The sequence below is a fragment of the Marinactinospora rubrisoli genome (genome assembly GCF_042664915.1).
GTDB lineage: Bacteria > Actinomycetota > Actinomycetes > Streptosporangiales > Streptosporangiaceae > Marinitenerispora > Marinitenerispora rubrisoli.
In genome coordinates this window covers 491,909-509,390 of record NZ_JBHTBH010000002.1, presented here as the reverse complement: position 1 = coordinate 509,390, position 17,482 = coordinate 491,909, and the positions used below count along the sequence as shown (strand labels likewise).

Below are 17,482 nucleotides of genomic sequence, written 5' to 3'. Positions count from 1 at the left end.
GACCGTCGGCCCGGCCCGTGCCGGGCCGACGGTCAGCCGGGGCCGAGCAGCGCCGCCAGCGCGTCGGTGTCCTCGGCGCTGCTCAGGAAGACCAGGTCGTCGCCGGCGGCCAGCACGGTCTCGGGTTGCGGCGCGCGCACGTGCCCCTGCCGGACGATCGCCACCAGTACCACGTTCGCCGGCAGCGCCCGGGCCAGCTCGGCGACCGGGCGGTCGGCGTGCGGGGCGTCCACCGGCAGCGTCAGCTCCAGCAGGTCGGTGTCGGGGAGCGCCATCAGAGCCAGCGGTTCGCCGCTGTCGCCGACGCCGGCCATGTCGTCCACCAGGGCCGCCATCAGCCGCGGCGGCGACACCGCGACGTCCACACCCCAGGACTCGGTGAACAGCCACTCGTTGGCCGGGTCATTGATCCGCGCCACCACCCGGCCGACACCGAACTGGGTCTTGGCCAGCAGCGAGCAGACCAGGTTGACCTTGTCGTCGCCGCTGGCGGCCACCACCACGTCGAACTGGTCGAGCCGGGCGTCCTCCAGGGAGCTGAGCTCGCAGGCGTCGGCCAGCAGCCACTCCGCGCGCGGCACGGCGTCGACCTGGACGGCCCGCGGGTCGCGGTCGATCAGCAGCACCTCGTGCCCGTTGCCGGTGAGCTCACCGGCGATGGACCGGCCCACGTCGCCGGCGCCCGCGATGGCGATCCGCATCAGAGCGACCTTCCTTCCTCACCGGTGGCGGTCCCGGCGGCGGAGTCGGAGCCCGCGGCGCTCCGGGTCCACAGCCGCTCACGCAGGCGCTCCCGCTGGTCGGCGCGGACGAGCACGTGCACGACGTCGCCGGCGCGCAGCCGCTCGTCGCCGTGCGGCAGCACGATCTCCCCGGAACGATCCAGGTAGGCGACCCGCAACTGCAGCGCGCTCTCCAGGCGCTGCACCGGTGCGCCCGTCCAGGTGTCGGTGAGCGGGATCTCGGTCAGCACCAGCGTGCCCGAGGGGTCACGCCACAGCGGGGCCTCGGCGGCGGCCGACTCCGGGAGCAGCCGCCGCAGGATGGTGTCGGCGGTCCAGCGCACGGTGCCGACCGTGCGGATGCCGAGCCGCTGGTACACCTCGGCGCGCCGCGGATCATAGATCCGGGCGACCACGTGCTGGACGCCGAACGTCTCCCGCGCCACCCGCGCGGCGATGATGTTGGAGTTGTCCCCGCTGCTCACCGCCGCGAACGCGGCGGCGTGCTCGATACCGGCCCGGACCAGCACGTCGCGGTCGTGCCCCAGCCCGGTGACGGCGCTCTTGGCGGTGGAGGAGCGCAGCCGGCGGAACGCGCCGGGATCACGGTCGATCACCGCGACCGAGTACCCCATGTCCTGCACCGTGTGCGCGAGGGTGGACCCCACCCGCCCGCAGCCCAATATGACGATGTGCACCGGTCATCCGCTCCCGACAGCAGGTGGCAAGAGAGGCCGGCGGGAACCGCCGCGCCCCGAACGCTCCGGCCTCCGGTTATACCCAACCACACCCCTCGCGTCCCCCGAATCGGACCCGGTGGCCCCGTGCGCGCTCGGCCGGCCGGGCACGGCCCGCCCCGCACTCGGCTAGAGTGACCGCAGATGGGCGGTGGCTTGCAGGGGGTCACCCGAGCGAGCCCAGCAGTCCCGTCCACCGGAGGTCGTCCCACATGAGCCGCGTCGGAACCCAGATCGAGCTATACGTCGACGGGGTCGCGCACGGCGGCTGGTGCGTGGGCCGCCACGACGACCAGGTCGTCTTCGTCCGCCACACGCTCCCCGGTGAGCGCGTGCGCGTGCTCGTCACCGAGGAGACGAAGCGTTTCCTGCGGGCCGACGCCGTGGAGGTGCTGGAGGCTTCGCCCGACCGGGTCGACGCCCCGTGCCGCTTCGCCGGGCCGGGCGGGTGCGGCGGCTGCGACTGGCAGCACGCCTCACTGGAGGCGCAGCGCCGGATCAAGGCGCGCGTCGTCACCGAGCAGCTGCGCCGCATCGCCGGCATCGAGCGCGACGTCGAGGTCGAGGAGCTGCCGGGCCATCCCGACGGCCTGGGCTGGCGGACGCGGGTCCGCTACGCGGTCGACGATGACGGCACCGCCGGATTCCGCCGGCACCGCTCGCACGACATCCAGCCCGTGGACTCCTGCCTGATCGCCCACTCCGGCGTGGACCGCATCGGCGTCCCCGAGGTGTCCTGGCCGGGGATCACCGAGGTGGAGGCCGTCGCCTCCACCCGGACCGCCGACCGCGCGATCATCGTCACCCCGCGCGGCGCCCGGCAGCCGGCGCTGCCGAGCCTGAAGGAGTCGACCGCCCAGTTGCGCCGGTTCCGCGGCGGGCGCACCCAGCAGATCCGCGGCCGGCGCGGCGTACGCGAGCAGGTCGCCGGCCGCGAATGGCGGGTCAGCGCGGGCGGCTTCTGGCAGGTGCACCCGGCCGCCGCCGAGACGCTGACCGCCGCCGTCCTCGCCGCGCTGGCGCCCAAGCCGGGCGAGACCGCGCTCGACCTGTACTGCGGCGCCGGGCTGTTCGCCGGTGCGCTGGCCGAGGCGGTCGGCCCGGAGGGACGCGTGCTCGGCGTGGAGGGCCAGCCCGAGGCGGTCCGCGACGCCCAGCACAACCTGCGCGACCTCCCGCAGGCGCGGGTGGACCGCGGTGACGTCGCATCGCGGCTGCGCGAGTGGGCCGATCTGCGAGCCGACATCGCCGTCCTGGACCCGCCACGCGCGGGCGCCGGCACCGCCGTGGTGGCGTCACTCGCCGCGCTGCGGCCCCGCGCCGTGGCCTACGTGTCCTGCGACCCCGCCACCCTGGCCCGCGACCTCGCCGCCTTCGCGCAGGCCGGGTACGGGATGGTGGATCTGCGGGCCTTCGACGCCTTCCCCATGACGCACCATGTGGAGTGCCTGGCGGTGCTGGAGCGGGGCTGAACCGGGATCGGCCGCCTTCTCGCGGGGCGGCCTTCCGGCCGTTGCGGGACCGCCCCTCGTCCGCCCGTCCGGCTCCGGCCCGGCGGTGAGCCGGTCAGCAGTTGCCGCCGATGGGCAGGTTCGCGCGTTCGTCGCCGACCAGTGCGATCGCGGTGACATAGCCGATCCGGCCGCTGTTGAGGTGCAGCATGATCCAGATGTCGCTGGTGATCCCGCGGTACGTGATCTGCTGCGCCCGCGTGTGGCAGACGGCGCTGTAGGTGTAGCCGGCCGCGACGTAGCTGAGCTGGCGGCCGGGCCTCGGGCCACCAACGACTTTCGGTCACCGCCGAAAGAGCACCGGACGGGGTGGGGGCGTCGGCTAGCCGGGCGCGTCCGGGCCGTGGAACAGCGCCATCCCCAGGTCCGTCGTGATGTGCCGTACCGTGTTGCGGTCACGGTGGCTCGTCACCAGACCGGCGTCGCGGAGTACGGCGGCGTGCTCGCTGGCGGAGGCGTTGGAGATGCCGAGCCGCCGTGCCAGCTCGCCGGTGGTGCAGCCCTGCAGCAGCGCCTCCAGGACGGCGGTCCGGGTACTGCCGAGCATCCGCTCCAGGGCGCGCCGTCGTTGCGGCCGTGGCGGTCCGTACACGCCGGGCGCGTAGGAGGCGGCCGAGAGCGGGTAGACGACGACCGGCGGAAGCCCCGGGTCCTGCAGCGCGATCGGGTAACGGCGGCAGAAGACCGACGGGATGAGGTGCAGGTCGCGTCCCCGCAGGTCGAGGTCGCGCTGGAACGGATAGGCGACCTCCAGCAGCCACGGGCCGCGGAAGCGCGCGGCCGGCCGCAGCGCGCCCGGCAGCCGGGTGGCCGTGGGATGCCGGAGGCGGCCGTCCCGGTGGCCGAGCTCGGCCGCGTTCTGGATGCGGTCCCACTCCGGCGCCAGCGCGAGGTCGAAGTACCGGCGCAGGGTCGCCGCCACCGGCCGCAGCCCGTTCTCGTGGTGGACGAGGGAGCGCACCGCGGGGGAGAGCGGCCGTTGCCGGCCGAGCTGACCGAGTTCCCGGCGGAGCCGGGGACCGGGGGTGCGCAGCAGCGTGTCGATGCCGCGGTCCAGCCCGTCCGGCCCGCACATGGGGGTCAGGAAGTCCGGCGAGTACCCGGCGGGCGGGGCCAGCTCGGTAAGGAACCACATCTCCCGCGACATACCGGACTGGACCCGGTACCGCCACTGCTCGAACAGCGGGAGCGCCGGGCGGGTCTGCACCATGTGCAGGCTCAGCAGGATCTCCCACATCGGATCGGGCCCGGTGAGCGCCCGGACGCGTTCGGGCGCCTCGGGCGTGAAATGGATGCGTAGCACTGCGTGTCTGTCCCCGTCGAGGTCGGCGCACTCGTTCTCACGAACTGTCACCGCCCACCATTGGAATACACGTTCTCGTCCGCTGTCGGCCGCTTCCGGCCGACAGCGGACATTTCACGCACTTGGCGGCACGGTGCCGCCCGGGCGTCCCTGGCGTCCAGAGGGGTCTCGCGGTTGGAGAATGGGGCCATGCGTTTGAGGATCTTCACCGAACCCCAGCAGGGCGCGAGCTACCAGACCCTGCTCACCGTGGCGAAGGCGGCCGAGGACCTGGGCTGCTTCGAGGCATTTTTTCGTTCCGACCACTACCTGAAGATGGGCGACGTCGACGGGCTGCCCGGCCCCACCGACGCCTGGATCACGCTGGCGGGCCTGGCCCGTGACACCGAACGGATCCGGCTCGGCACGCTGATGACCGCCGCGACGTTCCGGCACCCCGGGCCGCTGGCGATCAGCGTCGCGCAGGTGGACCAGATGAGCGGCGGCCGGGTGGAGTTCGGGTTCGGCGCGGGATGGTACGAGGCGGAGCACACCGCGTACGGCATCCCGTTCCCGGCCTCCCTCGGCGAGCGTTTCCAGCGCTTCGAGGAGCAGCTGGCCGTCATCACCGGCCTGTGGTCGACGCCGCCGGGCGAGACATTCCAGTACGAGGGACGGCACTACCGGCTCGCCGAAGGGCCGGCACTGCCCAAGCCCGCGCAGTCCCCGCGCCCGCCGGTGCTCATCGGCGGGACCGGCGCCAAGCGGACGCCCCGGCTGGCCGCCACCTACGCCGACGAGTACAACGTGCCGTTCTGCGTGCCGGAGGAGACGGCCGCGGCGTTCGACCGCACCCGTGCCGCCGTGCGGGCGGCCGGCCGGAGCGCGCCCATGGTGTACTCCGCCGCCCAGGTGCTGTGCGTCGGCCGCGACGACGCCGAGGTGGCCCGCCGCGCCGCCGCGATCGGCCGCGAGGTCGACGAACTGCGCGTCAACGGCCTGGCCGGCAGCCCGGCCGAGGTGGTGGACAAGATCGGCCGCTTCGCCGAGATCGGTGCCGAGGCGGTGTACCTGCAGGTGCTGGACCTCTCCGACCTCGACCACCTGGAGCTGGTGGCCTCGGAAGTGGCGCCGCAGCTGCGGTGACCGCCGAACGGCCCGGCGCCTGGCCAATGGGCGAGGCGCCGGGTCAGCGGCGTCGGTAGGCGTCGCGGCGGTGGCGAAGCCCGTGCCGTAGGGGGTCCGGCGCGCGGATAACTTGATGTCGAGATATCCGTCAGATAGCTTGATGTCGAGATAAACGAGCGAATCACTGAGCGCGCCGGGTTGTCCGCCGATTCGTGGCCTGACTGCGATGATGGTGCCGGGTCCGGCAGCGAGAGGGTGGCCCCGGGCCGTCTCGTTAGGGCAGCCTCAGTGATTTTCCAGCGCCGCCGGTAGGGCAGGATGCTGGAAGAAAGTGGCGAGATCAGGAGGCAACACCGTGTCGGCGAACAGCTTCGGCAGCCGTGACACGCTCCGCGTTGGCGACGAGTCGTACGAGATTTTCCGCTTGGACGCCGTAGAGGGCTCCGAGCGCCTTCCCTACAGCCTGAAGGTGCTGCTGGAGAACCTCCTCCGCACCGAGGACGGCGCGAACGTCACCGCCGAGCACATCCGCGCGCTCGGGGCCTGGGACCCCAGTGCCCAGCCGAACCAGGAGATCCAGTTCACCCCCGCGCGGGTGATCATGCAGGACTTCACCGGCGTGCCCTGTGTGGTCGACCTCGCGACCATGCGCGAGGCCGTCAACGACCTCGGAGGCGACCCGGCCAAGATCAATCCGCTCGCGCCCGCCGAGCTGGTCATCGACCACTCGGTGATCGTGGACATCTTCGGCCGCCCGGACGCCTTCCAGCGCAACGTCGAGATCGAGTACGAGCGCAACCGCGAGCGCTACCAGTTCCTGCGCTGGGGGCAGACCGCCTTCGACGAGTTCAAGGTCGTCCCGCCGGGCACCGGCATCGTGCACCAGGCCAACATCGAGCACCTGGCCCGCGTGACCATGGTCCGCAACGGCCAGGCCTACCCCGACACCTGCGTCGGCACCGACTCCCACACCACCATGCAGAACGGCCTGGGCATCCTGGGATGGGGCGTCGGCGGCATCGAGGCGGAGGCGGCCATGCTCGGCCAGCCCATCTCGATGCTCATCCCGCGGGTGGTGGGCTTCAAGCTCACCGGTGAGCTCAAGCCCGGCACCACCGCGACCGACCTCGTGCTCACCATCACCGAGATGCTGCGCAAGCACGGCGTGGTCGGCAAGTTCGTCGAGTTCTACGGCGAAGGCGTCGCCGCGGTGCCGCTGGCCAACCGCGCCACCATCGGCAACATGAGCCCGGAGTTCGGCTCCACCGCCGCGATCTTCCCGATCGACGAGGAGACCATCCGGTACATGCGGCTCACCGGCCGCAGCGCCGCGCAGACCGAACTGGTCGAGGCCTACGCCAAGGAGCAGGGCCTCTGGCACGACCCCGCCCGCGAGCCGGCCTACTCGGAGTACCTGGAGCTCGACCTCGCCGACGTCGTGCCCTCGATCGCCGGCCCCAAGCGCCCGCAGGACCGCATCGCGCTGTCCGAGGCCAAGCCGGCCTGGCGCCGCAACGTGCGCGACTACGTGCACGACGACGGTATCGAGAACCACGTGGACGAGGCGTCCGCCGAGTCCTTCCCGGCCTCCGACGCCCCGGCCGTCAGCCCGTCGGCGACCACGTCGGCCTCCGCCGCCGACGGCACGCCGGCCGTGCGCCGGCCGCACAACCCGGTCAAGGTCACCCTCGCCGACGGCACCGAGACCGAGATCGACCACGGCGCCGTGGTGATCGCCGCCATCACCTCCTGCACCAACACCTCCAACCCGTCGGTCATGCTCGGCGCCGCCCTGCTGGCCAAGAAGGCGGTGGAGAAGGGCCTCACCCGCAAGCCGTGGGTGAAGACCTCGCTGGCGCCCGGCTCCAAGGTCGTCACCGACTACTACGAGCGGTCCGGCCTCACGCCGTACCTGGACAAGCTCGGCTTCAACCTGGTCGGCTACGGCTGCACCACCTGCATCGGCAACTCCGGCCCGCTGCCGGAGGAGATCTCCAAGGCCGTCAACGACAACGACCTCGCGGTCACCGCCGTGCTCTCGGGCAACCGCAACTTCGAGGGCCGGATCAACCCCGACGTCAAGATGAACTACCTGGCCTCGCCGCCGCTGGTGGTGGCCTACGCGCTGGCCGGCTCCATGGACGTCGACATCACCACCGAGCCGCTCGGCACCGGTACCGACGGCCAGCCGGTCTTCCTTCGCGACATCTGGCCGTCGCCGGAGGAGGTCCAGCAGGTCATGGACACCGCCATCGCCTCCGACATGTACGAGCAGGCGTACGCCGACGTGTTCGCGGGCGACGAGCGCTGGCAGTCGCTGCCCACGCCCACCGGCAACACCTTCGAGTGGGACGGCGAGTCGACCTACGTCCGTAAGCCCCCGTACTTCGAGGGCATGGCCGCCTCCCCGGAGCCGGTCACCGACATCGTCGGCGCCCGCGTCCTGGCCAAGCTCGGCGACTCGGTCACCACCGACCACATCTCGCCGGCCGGTGCCATCAAGCCGGACAGCCCCGCCGGCCGCTACCTCAAGGAGCACGGCGTCGAGCGCCGCGACTTCAACTCCTACGGTTCGCGGCGCGGCAACCACGAGGTGATGATCCGGGGCACCTTCGCCAACATCCGGCTGCGGAACCAGATCGCCCCGGGTACCGAGGGCGGTTTCACCCGCGACTTCACCCAGTCCGACGACCCGGCGGCGGCGCCGGTGACCACCATCTACGACGCCGCGCAGAACTACGCCGAGCGCGACATCCCGCTGGTGGTCCTCGGCGGCAAGGAGTACGGTTCGGGATCCTCGCGGGACTGGGCGGCCAAGGGCACCCGCCTGCTGGGCGTGCGCGCCGTCATCACCGAGTCCTACGAGCGCATCCACCGCTCGAACCTCATCGGCATGGGCGTGCTGCCGCTGCAGTTCCCGGAGGGGCAGTCCGCCGATTCCCTCGGCCTGACCGGCGAGGAGACCTTCTCCATCACCGGCGTGACCGAGCTGAACGAGGGCCGCGTGCCCGCCACGGTGAAGGTGAGCACCGACAGCGGCGTCGAGTTCGACGCCGTGGTGCGCATCGACACGCCCGGTGAGGCCGACTACTACCGCAACGGCGGCATCCTGCAGTACGTGCTGCGGCAGCTGATCGCGGAGTAGTCCCGGACGGCGCGGGAAGGGGGCGGCGCCGTGCTCCTTCCCCGGTGGGCCTCGTTCCGGAGTGCGGGCGTGTCCGCGACCGCCCCCGAAAGCAGACCGTAGGCCGCAAGCCCCGCTTCGGCGGGGCTTGCGCGCGTCCGGGCGACCGGCCACGTTCGCGTCCGCCCGGCGATGAACGGCGGCGTTGTCCTCGGGAGGGGGCGGCAGCGATCCGGTCCCGGTCGGCGGACGCTGAGTTTTTCGGGTTCGGCCGGCGCGGCTGGCCGGAATCGGACGATATCTCGGATTCTGCTACATATAGCGGTAAAAGTGGGTAGCCTCGGACCTCCCTCCTGAACGTTCGGCCCATTTCCGAGAGGTTCCGTGCGCCCGCTCACCCCCTCCGATCCCCGCCGGATCGGCTACCACGACGTCCTCGCGGTGCTCGGCGACGGTTCCATGGGGCGGGTCTACCTCGGGCGGGGGCCGTCGGGGCGGCTGGTCGCCATCAAGCTGATCTCGTCCGGACTCGCCGACGACCAGGGGTTCCGGGACCGCTTCGCCGCCGAGGTGGCGGCCATGCGCCGGGTCGGCGGCGCCGTCAGCGTGCCGGTGGTCGAGGCCGACGCCGAGGCGCCACAGCCGTGGCTGGCCACCGCGTTCGTCGCGGGACCCGACCTGCGCTCCGCCGTGGAGAAGAGCGGGCCGCTGCCACCCGCCGCGCTGATCACCCTTACCGCCGGGCTGGCCGAGGCACTGCACGCCTTCCATCGGGCCGGCCTGGTGCACCGCGACCTCAAGCCCGCCAACATCCTGCTGGACCGCGGTGGGCCGCGGGTCATCGACTTCGGCCTCGCCCGGCCGGTGGACGCGACCGCGGCCACCCTCCCCGCCGCGCTGGAGGGCACCGCGAGCTTCATGGCGCCCGAGCAGGCCGCCGGCGGCGCGCCCACCCCGGCCGGCGACGTGTTCGCGCTCGGTGCCGTCGTCGCCTACGCCGCGACCGGCCGCCCGCCGTTCGGCGCCGACACGGTACCGGCGGTGCTGCACCGGGTGATCACGCAGCCGCCCGACCTGGCCGGAGTGCCGCCCGAACTGCACGGTCTCCTCGCGGCCTGTCTCGACAAAGAGCCGGACCGGCGGCCGGCCCCCGGGCGGATCCTGGAGGCGCTGCCCGCCACGGCGCCGGGAACGGCGCCGTGGCCGCCGCCCGATGTCCTCGACACGATCGCCGCCCGCGAGCGGCGGGCACGCGAGCTGCTGGCCGGGCGGCGGCCGGCCCGCCGTCGGCGGGCGCTCATCGCGGGGACCGCCGCGGTCACCACCCTGGTCCTGATCGCGGGCGGCATCGCCGCCGTCCGGTCCGGTGCGCTGCCGCTCGGGCCGCCCGCCGCCCCGGGCGATCCGGTGGCGGAGGGCGCGACTCCCACGGCCCACCCCGCACCCGTGGCCGGCGCGGCCTTCACCCCGGACCTCGACCCCGGTGAGCTGGCCGGGACGCTCTTCGTCCCGGCGCGCGACGCCGTGGTCCTGCCGTTGGGGTTCGACCCCGCGGACCCGGCACGGCTGTACGCCGGGGGCCCGGGGGGCACCGATGAGTGGAACCTGGAGACCGGCGAACGGATGCCGGGCGCCCGGTCCGGCACCTCCGACGTCAGCGCCCTCGCCTACAGCCGCGACGGCGCCGTGGCCGCGGCCGGGACCAACGGCGGCTGGATCTACGTCAGCGACCGCGCCACCGCGGAGACCCTTTGGGAGTACGGGCCGGAAGGCGCCGACCGGGCACCGCTCTCGCTCGCCGAGGAGACGCCCCCGGCGGGTCCTTGACATGGCCTTCACCCCCGACGGCGCCGGCCTGATCGCCACCGATGAGGAAGGCGCCGTGCACTTCTTCGACGCGGCCACCGGCGAGCCGCGCAACACGGTCCGCGTCGGCTCCCCCGATGATGTGGCGCTGTCCGGGCAACTCGCCCTGCACCCCGACGGCACCACCGTCGCCGCCGTGGTCGGTACGGAGATCCGGCTGCTCGACGCGGCCACCGGCGCGGAACGCGGCCGACTCGACCAGGAGGGCCGTCCGCCGTGGGCGATGGCCTTCACGCCCGACGGCGAACGGCTGGTCGGCGGCGGAACGGACCAGGTCGTCAACGTCATCGACGCCGCCACCGGCGACAGGATCGCGGCACTGATCGGCCACACCGACACCGTCGTCGACATCGCCCTCACCCCGGACGGGACGATGGCCGCCACCATCGCCGCCGACGAGACCGTCCGGCTGTGGGACCTCACCGCCGGCCGGCAGGTCGCCGCCCTCGACGTCCCGGGAGCCTCGGGACGGATCGCCTTCGACGCCGCCGGAACCCGGCTGGCCGTCGGCTACTTCGACGGCTCGCTGCGGCTGTGGAGCCTGCCGGACGACGCCTGACGGTCCGGCCGAGGCGCCGGCCGGTTCGATTCGCACCGGGCGCGTGCCGCGGCCCGGAGCCGCCCGTGCCCACCCACGCGGCCCCCGCCGCACGAGCAAGGAGTACCGCTCGCCATGAAACCTCTGGCCCCCACCGACCCCACGAGCATCGGCGGCCACCGGCTCGTCGCCCGGCTCGGCTCCGGCGGGATGGGCGACGTCTACCTCGGCGCCACCCGCTCCGGCCGGCTGGTCGCCATCAAGGTGATCAAGCCGGGGCTGGCCGACGAGGACGGCTACCGGCGCCGGTTCGCCCGTGAGGTCGCGATCGCGCAGCGGGTCAGCGGCGCCTTCAGCGCCGACGTCATCGAGGCCGACCCCGACGCCGCTCAGCCGTGGCTGGTCACCAGCTACGTGGCGGGCCCCACGCTGCGCCAGACCGTCCGGGCGGCCGGGCCCCTGCCCGAGGACACGCTGCGCGTCCTCACACTCGGGCTCGCGGAAGCCGTACGGGCGATCCATGCGGCGGGACTGGTGCACCGTGACCTCAAACCCGCGAACGTGCTGATGGCGCACGACGGGCCGCGGGTGATCGACTTCGGCATCGCCCGCTCCAACGAGGCCGCCCTGGCCACGCAGGACGGCTCGATCGTCGGTACCCCCGGCTTCATGTCGCCCGAGCAGGCCTACGGTCACGAGATCACCCCGGCGTCGGACGTGTTCTCGCTCGGGTCCGTGCTGTGCTTCGCCGCGACCGGGCGCGAGCCGTTCGGGCAGGCCCCGGCCGCGGCCATGCTGTACCGCATCACCACCGCGGAGCCCGACACCGAAGGCATGCCACCCTGGCTCCGGGAGATCGTCACCGCCTGCATGGCGAAGGAACCGGCCGCGCGGCCGACCCCGGACACGCTGCTGCAGCGGCTCGGAGCCGCGCCGGTGCCCGCGCAGGGCTCGTGGCTGCCCGACGCCGCGGCCCGGCTCGTCGCCGAACAGGAGAACGAGGCGCGCTCCTACCTCGCGCTCCCGCCACGGCCCGAACCGCGGCCGGAGCCGAAGCGGCGCCGCCGCTGGCCGGTCATCGCCGGCGCGGCGGCGGCCGCCCTGCTCGTGGGCGGTGCGGCCACCGCGGTCGCGCTGAGCGGCCTGCCCGGCCGGGGCGGGGACTCCGGTGACACGGACGCGCCGCCGGCCGGGGCCGGTGCGGCGGCGCAGGGCGGCGGCACCGCCGAGCAGCCCGCCGGCCTGCGGCCGCACGAGTTCCCGGAACCGTCGCTGACCGCGGCCGACTTCGGCGAACCCATCACGGTGCAGGACTCCCGCGCGGAGCCCATCCTGTCCCTGGCGTTCCGCCCGGACGGTGAACGTCTCCTCGTCGGTGGCACCCGCATGCTGGAGATCTGGGACGTTCGGCTGGGCGAGCGGATCACCGACGCCTCGACGGGAATCGAGGGAGGGTGGGTGGCCTCCAACGTGTCCTGGTCCGCCGACGACCGGTACGTCGCCTACGGCGACAGTGACGGGATCGTGCACTTCCTCGAACGCGACGCCCCGGACGGCGGGACGACCTCCGACGCTCACGCGAGGGGCGTGCAGGTGACCAACGGCATCTGGGACCTGGCCCACGACCCCACCGGTGCGTGGCTCGCCAGTGTCGGCGACGACCTGGTGATCCGGATCTGGGACGCGCGCACCGGCGAGCAGCTGGGCAGCATCGACCTCTCCGGGAGCCGCCCGGTCGTCCCGGCGCTGGCCTGGCATCCCACCGAGCCGTGGCTGGCGACCGCCCAGGGGCGCACCGCCTACGTCATGGACGCCACGGTCGGCGGAGACGTGATCGCCGAGATCGAACACGGCGGCGACACCGTGAACGACGTGGCGGTCAGCCCGGACGGCGCGGTTCTCGCGACGGCCGGCAACGACCACGTCGTCAACCTGTGGGACATCGAGAGCGGGGTCCAGGTGGGCCGGCTCCAGGGACACTCCGGTCCGGTCCACGAGATCGCGTTCAGCCCGGACGGATCGCTGCTCGTCACCTCGGGCGGTGAGGTCGTCGACCGGTCGGCGATCGTGTGGGACCTGTCCCGCCAGGAGCCGCTGGCCGAACTGGACGCCCCGGGCGGACTCAACGCGAGCGCACTGGCCTTCAGCCACGAAGGCGCCCTGCTCGTGGTGGGCGACCGCGAAGGCGGGATCTACCTGTGGGAGCTGGCGCGCTGATCCGCGGCCGGTGCCGCCGGGGTCACACTGGCCGCAGGATCACCAGCGGGATGGACCGCTCCGTCTTGGCCTGGTAGTCGTCGTAGTCCGGCCAGATGCGCGCCATCTCCGGCCACAGCCGGGCCTTCTCCTCCTCCGTGGCGGTGCGGGCCTCGGCGGTGAAGACGTCCGCCTTGACCTGCACCCGGACGGTGGGGTCGGCCACCAGGTTCTTGTACCACTGCGGGTGGTCCGGTGCTCCGCCAAGCGACGCCACCACCGTGTAGTTCTCGCCATCGCGGCCGTAGATCAGCGGGGTGCTGTGCTGTTTGCCGGTCCGCCGGCCGGTGGTGGTGAGGATCAGGACCTGGGCGCCGCGCCAGTCATGGCCCTCCCTGCCGCCGGTCTCGACGTAGCGCTTGACGTGTTCGGCACCGTAGAGCATGGGGTCACCCGTCCTTTCGCGGTCCTCGCCCGCCGTCCTTACCGTGTCTCTACGTCTTTACCCGCGCCGCGGAATCGAACCGGCCGCCCGGTCATTCGGCGGTCGTGGCGTTGTGCACGATCACGTCGGCGTGCTCCCGGACCCGGTGGCGGGCGTAGAACGCCTCCTCCTGGCGCCGCCACATCTCCTGGTACGGCGAGTAGAGGGCCGCGTCGGGACGCTCGGCCAGCCGGGCGGTGCGCAGGTCGGCGGGCGCCTCCACCCAGATCAGCAGCGACAGGTGCGCCCGCAGTTCGGCGGCGCCCGAGCCGCACCCCTCGATGAGCAACGTGCCGGCCACCGGCGTGTGCTCCCAGGCGCCCGGCTCGCCACGTTCCCAGTCGTAGCGGCGCCAGCGCGGCGTGCTGCCGGCCAGCAGCGGTTCGATGATCCAGCGCCGCGCGAGCGGGGCCGCGGCGGCCAGGCCGTCCCAGCCGGGGTGCAGGTCGTCCATGCGCAGGAGCGGCGCGGCCAGCCGCTCAGCGAGCAGGTTCGCCAGCCAGGACTTGCCGGCGCCGGACCGGCCCTCGATCGCCAGGACGCGGTGCCGGCCCGCGCGGGCGGGGGCGGAGCGTAGCAGGGCGGCGATGTCGGCGCACAGCGTCGTGGCCGCGGCGGAGAGTACGGGCATGGCGGAAGTGTAACCCGACTGGACATCGAACACATGTACGAATATGCTGGTCAGGTGGGGTGGCGGCGCACTGGGAGGGCGCTCCGGCCGCCGCACGGGCCCTGCCGTCGAGCGTGCCATCGGGGGGAAGCGCGTGAACGCCTGGCGTGACCACAGCGGTGCCGGCGATCCGGCACCGACGTACCACACCGTGATCCACAACAGTGGTTCCGGTAATCAGTTCGTCGTCGGCCCCCACGGCCGCGCCGGGCGGTCGGGCGGGCCGGCCTCGGGCGCCGAACTCAGCGCCCTGGTCGAACGCCTGTGGGACGCGCTGCCCGACCTCGGCCTCGACGATGTCGACCAGGCCGATTACCTGGCCGCGGTCGGCCACATCGAGGAGGAGATCACCAGAGCCCGGCCCAAGCGCACCCGCCTCGGGCGTGCGCTCGGCACGGTGGCCGCCTTGCTTCGTTCCGGGCCGGCCGAGTCCGCCCGGCTGGCGCTCGGCGCGGTGTCGGCACTCGGGCACCTCTACGGGCTGGCGGCTCCGGACTGACGCGGATCCGCGGCGCGGTAGGTGACGGCTGCTGGGTTCAAGCCTTGTAAGCTCGCTGTCATCGGCATCGCCGACCGCCGACACACGCAGGAGGAGCCGTGGGCACGGACGCCGAGGTGACGCCCGGGTCGCAGGCCGCGCTGCGGCGGGCCAACCGGCAACGCGTGATCGCGGCGCTGCGCGAGGGCGGAACCCTCACCCAGGCGGAGATCGCGCGCAGTACCGGCCTGTCCGCCGCGAGCGTGTCCAACATCGTGCGCGACCTGCGCGGGATCGGCGTGGTGTCGGTCCGCGAGACCTCGTCGAACGGCCGGCGTGCGCGGGCGGTCTCGCTGGTGCGTCAGCCCGGGGTCGTGGTCGGCATCGACTTCGGTTACGGCCGGCTCCAGGTGGCCCTCGGTGACAACGACGGCCGGGTGCTGCTGGAAGAGACCATCGGCTACGACGTGGCGGCCGACCCCGACCGGGGGGTGCGGCGCGCCGTGTGGCTGGCCGAGACGCTGCTGATCGCGGCGCGGGTGGACCGCTCCATGGTCACCTCGGTGGCCGCGGCGGTCCCGGGGCCCATCGATCCCGCCACCGGAGAGATCGGCGGCATCACCTGCATGCCCCGGTGGGCCGGTTTCCGGCCGGCGGCCGAGCTGTCGGACCGCCTCGGGCTGCCGGTGGTCGCCGAGAACGACGCCAACCTGGCCGCCATGGCCGAGACCGCCGAAGGCGCGGCACGGGGCCTGGACCACGTCGTGCACGTCACCGCGTCGGAGGGCGTGGGAGCGGGGCTCGTGGTGGCGGGCCGGCTGTTCCGGGGAGCCGGCGGCACGGCGGGGGAGATCGGCCACGTGGGGCTGGACGAGCGCGGGCAGGTGTGCCGCTGCGGCAACCGGGGCTGCCTGGAGACGCTGGTCGGCGCCCCCTACCTGCTGAACATGGTCCCGCACAACACCGACGTCGTGGCGCCCTCCACCCTGCCGGGCCTGGTGGCGGCCGCCCGGGACGACGACCCCGGGTGCCGGCGGATCATCGCCGAGGCCGGTACGGCGCTCGGGCGCGGGGTGGCCGTCATCGCCAACGCGTTCAACCCGCAGGCGATCATCGTCGGCGGCGAGCTGGCCGAGGCCGGCGAACTGCTGCTGGAGCCCATGCGCCGGGCCATGGAGCTGGCCACGCTCGGCAGCGCGCTGCGGCAGCTGCGCCTGGTCCGTGGCGACCTCGGCACCAGGGCCGCGCTGCACGGCGCGCTGCGGCTGGCACGGCTCGGTGCGGCGGACTAGACCGAGGCGCCCCCGCGTCGGCACCTGACGTTACCGGTCCCTTCCGTCCGCCCGGCGCCGCGGACCGGCTGTGAGCTGCGCGAACCTTTCCTTCACGGCTTGAATGTAAGCGTTGTGACGTTACGGTTATGTGTTCAAGGCTTGACGTCAAGGTGGCGAAGAGTTTGACTGCACGCACGTCCACCGAGTGACCCACCCCACGTTGCACCGGTCACACTCGCCTCCGGTATCCCCCGGCCGGTGGACCGACGAGGAGGTCAGACCCGTGAACACGCCAAGCAGAACCCCCGCCACCGCACGCGGCCGACGCACGCTCTCCGGCGTCGCCGTCGCCGCCGCCGCGATCCTCGCCCTGGCCGTCACCGGATGCGGCACGACCACCGGCGGCGCGGCGGGCGGGGACGGCCCCAGCGCCTCGGTCGAGGAGGGCTTCCAGGTCGGGCTGCTGCTGCCCGAGTCCAAGACCACGCGGTACGAGAAGTTCGACCGGCCGTTCTTCGAAGAGGCGATCGCCGACCTCTGCCCGAACTGCACGGTCGCCTACCAGAACGCCGACCAGGACACCTCCAAGCAGCAGTCGCAGGCCGAGGCGATGCTGACCGAGGGCGTCGACGTGCTCGTCCTCGACGCGGTCGACGCGGAGGCCGCCGCCAGCATCGTCCAGCAGGCCCAGAGCCAGAACGTCCCCGTGGTCGCCTACGACCGCCTGGCCCAGGGCGGGGTCGACTACTACGTCTCCTTCGACAACCACACCATCGGCACGGTGCAGGCGCAGGCGCTGATCGAAGCCCTGGAGGCCGAAGAGGCCGGCGAGGACGCCGAGATCGTCATGATCAACGGATCGCCGACCGACCCCAACGCCGCCGACTACAAGGCCGGCGCGCACGAGGTCCTCGACGGTCAGGTCTCCATCGGCATGGAGTACGACACCCCCGACTGGTCGCCGGACCGTGCCCAGCAGCAGATGGAGCAGGCCATCACCTCCATCGGCGCCGACGAGATCGACGGCGTCTACTCCGCCAACGACGGCATGGCCAGCGGTGTCATCGCCGCGCTGAAGAGCGCCGGCGTGGACGACCTTCCGCCGGTGACCGGCCAGGACGCCGAACTCGCCGGCATCCAGCGGATCATCGCCGGCGACCAGTACATGACCATCTACAAGGCGATCCAGCCGGAGGCCCGCACGGCCGCGGAGATGGCCATCGCCGCGGCGACCGGTGAGGAGTACGACGGCGGGGAGTTCGGGCTCATCGAGGTCGAGGACGCCGGAGGCGAGACCGTCCCGGCGGTGCTGCTCGACCCGGTGGTGGTCACCGAGGAGAACATCGAGGACACCGTCATCTCCGACGGCTACTACTCCATCGAGGAGATCTGCACGGACGCCTACGCCGACACCGACTTCTGCACGGAGGCCGCCTCGTCCTGACCGGACGCAGGCGTGCCGCACAACCCCT

At 73.1% G+C, this 17,482-nt stretch carries 14 protein-coding genes; 9 read left to right on the top strand and 5 right to left on the bottom strand.

Annotated elements, in window-relative coordinates; all coding sequences use genetic code 11:
• Positions 1–32: 32 nt before the first annotated feature.
• Both ACFQRF_RS06350 and ACFQRF_RS06345 read right to left on the bottom strand, forming a co-directional pair.
• A complete protein-coding gene (locus ACFQRF_RS06350) occupies positions 33–701 on the bottom strand; it encodes a potassium channel family protein (protein WP_379869608.1) in 669 nt (222 codons plus the stop codon).
• The gene (locus ACFQRF_RS06345; protein ID WP_379869606.1) at positions 701–1,420 is read right to left on the bottom strand and encodes a potassium channel family protein; all 720 of its coding nucleotides are present in this window, start codon (positions 1,418–1,420) and stop codon (positions 701–703) included. The genes ACFQRF_RS06350 and ACFQRF_RS06345 overlap by 1 nt, the downstream gene beginning before the upstream one ends.
• 251 nt (positions 1,421–1,671) lie before the next feature.
• On the opposite strand from ACFQRF_RS06345, the gene ACFQRF_RS06340 reads away from it, so the two are divergent.
• Positions 1,672–2,931, top strand: a complete 1,260-nt coding sequence (locus tag ACFQRF_RS06340) for a class I SAM-dependent RNA methyltransferase (protein ID WP_379869604.1) — start codon at positions 1,672–1,674, stop codon at positions 2,929–2,931.
• Between the two features lie 361 nt (positions 2,932–3,292).
• Here the strand turns inward: ACFQRF_RS06340 and ACFQRF_RS06335 are convergent, their stop codons facing one another.
• A complete protein-coding gene (locus ACFQRF_RS06335) occupies positions 3,293–4,273 on the bottom strand; it encodes an ArsR/SmtB family transcription factor (RefSeq protein WP_379869602.1) in 981 nt (326 codons plus the stop codon).
• Positions 4,274–4,462: 189 nt separating this feature from the next.
• Between ACFQRF_RS06335 and ACFQRF_RS06330 the strand changes: the two genes are divergently transcribed.
• The 5 genes from ACFQRF_RS06330 to ACFQRF_RS06310 all read left to right on the top strand — a co-directional run bounded on the left by ACFQRF_RS06330 (position 4,463) and on the right by ACFQRF_RS06310 (position 13,125).
• The gene (locus ACFQRF_RS06330; protein WP_379869600.1) at positions 4,463–5,398 is read left to right on the top strand and encodes an LLM class F420-dependent oxidoreductase; all 936 of its coding nucleotides are present in this window, start codon (positions 4,463–4,465) and stop codon (positions 5,396–5,398) included.
• 337 nt (positions 5,399–5,735) lie between these two features.
• Positions 5,736–8,525, top strand: coding sequence for an aconitate hydratase AcnA (gene acnA, locus ACFQRF_RS06325; RefSeq protein ID WP_379869598.1), 2,790 nt, complete (start codon positions 5,736–5,738; stop codon positions 8,523–8,525).
• Positions 8,526–8,888: 363 nt separating this feature from the next.
• Positions 8,889–10,331, top strand: coding sequence for a protein kinase domain-containing protein (locus ACFQRF_RS06320; RefSeq protein ID WP_379869596.1), 1,443 nt, complete (start codon positions 8,889–8,891; stop codon positions 10,329–10,331).
• A 1-nt stretch (position 10,332) separates the two neighbouring features.
• Positions 10,333–10,929, top strand: a complete 597-nt coding sequence (locus ACFQRF_RS06315; RefSeq protein ID WP_379869595.1) for a WD40 repeat domain-containing protein — start codon at positions 10,333–10,335, stop codon at positions 10,927–10,929.
• Between the two features lie 114 nt (positions 10,930–11,043).
• Positions 11,044–13,125, top strand: coding sequence for a WD40 repeat domain-containing serine/threonine protein kinase (locus tag ACFQRF_RS06310; protein ID WP_379869593.1), 2,082 nt, complete (start codon positions 11,044–11,046; stop codon positions 13,123–13,125).
• A 22-nt stretch (positions 13,126–13,147) separates the two neighbouring features.
• On the opposite strand, the gene ACFQRF_RS06305 is transcribed toward ACFQRF_RS06310, so the two are convergent.
• A complete protein-coding gene (locus ACFQRF_RS06305) occupies positions 13,148–13,549 on the bottom strand; it encodes a nitroreductase family deazaflavin-dependent oxidoreductase (RefSeq protein ID WP_379869591.1) in 402 nt (133 codons plus the stop codon).
• Between the two features lie 91 nt (positions 13,550–13,640).
• The gene (locus tag ACFQRF_RS06300; RefSeq protein WP_379869590.1) at positions 13,641–14,219 is read right to left on the bottom strand and encodes a nucleoside/nucleotide kinase family protein; all 579 of its coding nucleotides are present in this window, start codon (positions 14,217–14,219) and stop codon (positions 13,641–13,643) included.
• A gap of 133 nt (positions 14,220–14,352) precedes the next feature.
• Here ACFQRF_RS06300 and ACFQRF_RS06295 point away from each other — a divergent pair, with 133 nt between their 5' ends.
• From ACFQRF_RS06295 to ACFQRF_RS06285, 3 genes are all read left to right on the top strand, one after another.
• Entirely contained in the window at positions 14,353–14,757 is a 405-nt protein-coding gene (locus ACFQRF_RS06295) for a hypothetical protein (protein ID WP_379869589.1), read from the top strand.
• A 98-nt stretch (positions 14,758–14,855) separates the two neighbouring features.
• Positions 14,856–16,028 carry an ROK family transcriptional regulator gene (locus tag ACFQRF_RS06290; protein WP_379869588.1) on the top strand — a complete coding sequence of 391 codons (1,173 nt, stop codon included), beginning with the start codon at positions 14,856–14,858 and terminating at the stop codon, positions 16,026–16,028.
• 265 nt (positions 16,029–16,293) lie between these two features.
• Complete coding sequence (locus ACFQRF_RS06285) at positions 16,294–17,454, top strand: ABC transporter substrate-binding protein (protein ID WP_379869586.1); 1,161 nt, start codon at positions 16,294–16,296, stop codon at positions 17,452–17,454.
• The last annotated feature ends 28 nt before the right edge of the window (positions 17,455–17,482 follow it).

Excerpts from the sequence above, each read along its gene's own strand:
- ACFQRF_RS06350 (WP_379869608.1), bottom strand. The coding sequence starts at position 701 with ATGCGGATCGCCATCGCGGGCGCCGGCGACGTGGGCCGGTCCATCGCC.
- ACFQRF_RS06330 (WP_379869600.1), top strand. The coding sequence starts at position 4,463 with ATGCGTTTGAGGATCTTCACCGAACCCCAGCAGGGCGCGAGCTACCAG.
- ACFQRF_RS06310 (WP_379869593.1), top strand. The coding sequence starts at position 11,044 with ATGAAACCTCTGGCCCCCACCGACCCCACGAGCATCGGCGGCCACCGG.
- ACFQRF_RS06340 (WP_379869604.1), top strand. The coding sequence starts at position 1,672 with ATGAGCCGCGTCGGAACCCAGATCGAGCTATACGTCGACGGGGTCGCG.
- ACFQRF_RS06300 (WP_379869590.1), bottom strand. The coding sequence starts at position 14,219 with ATGCCCGTACTCTCCGCCGCGGCCACGACGCTGTGCGCCGACATCGCC.
- ACFQRF_RS06315 (WP_379869595.1), top strand. The coding sequence starts at position 10,333 with ATGGCCTTCACCCCCGACGGCGCCGGCCTGATCGCCACCGATGAGGAA.
- ACFQRF_RS06305 (WP_379869591.1), bottom strand. The coding sequence starts at position 13,549 with ATGCTCTACGGTGCCGAACACGTCAAGCGCTACGTCGAGACCGGCGGC.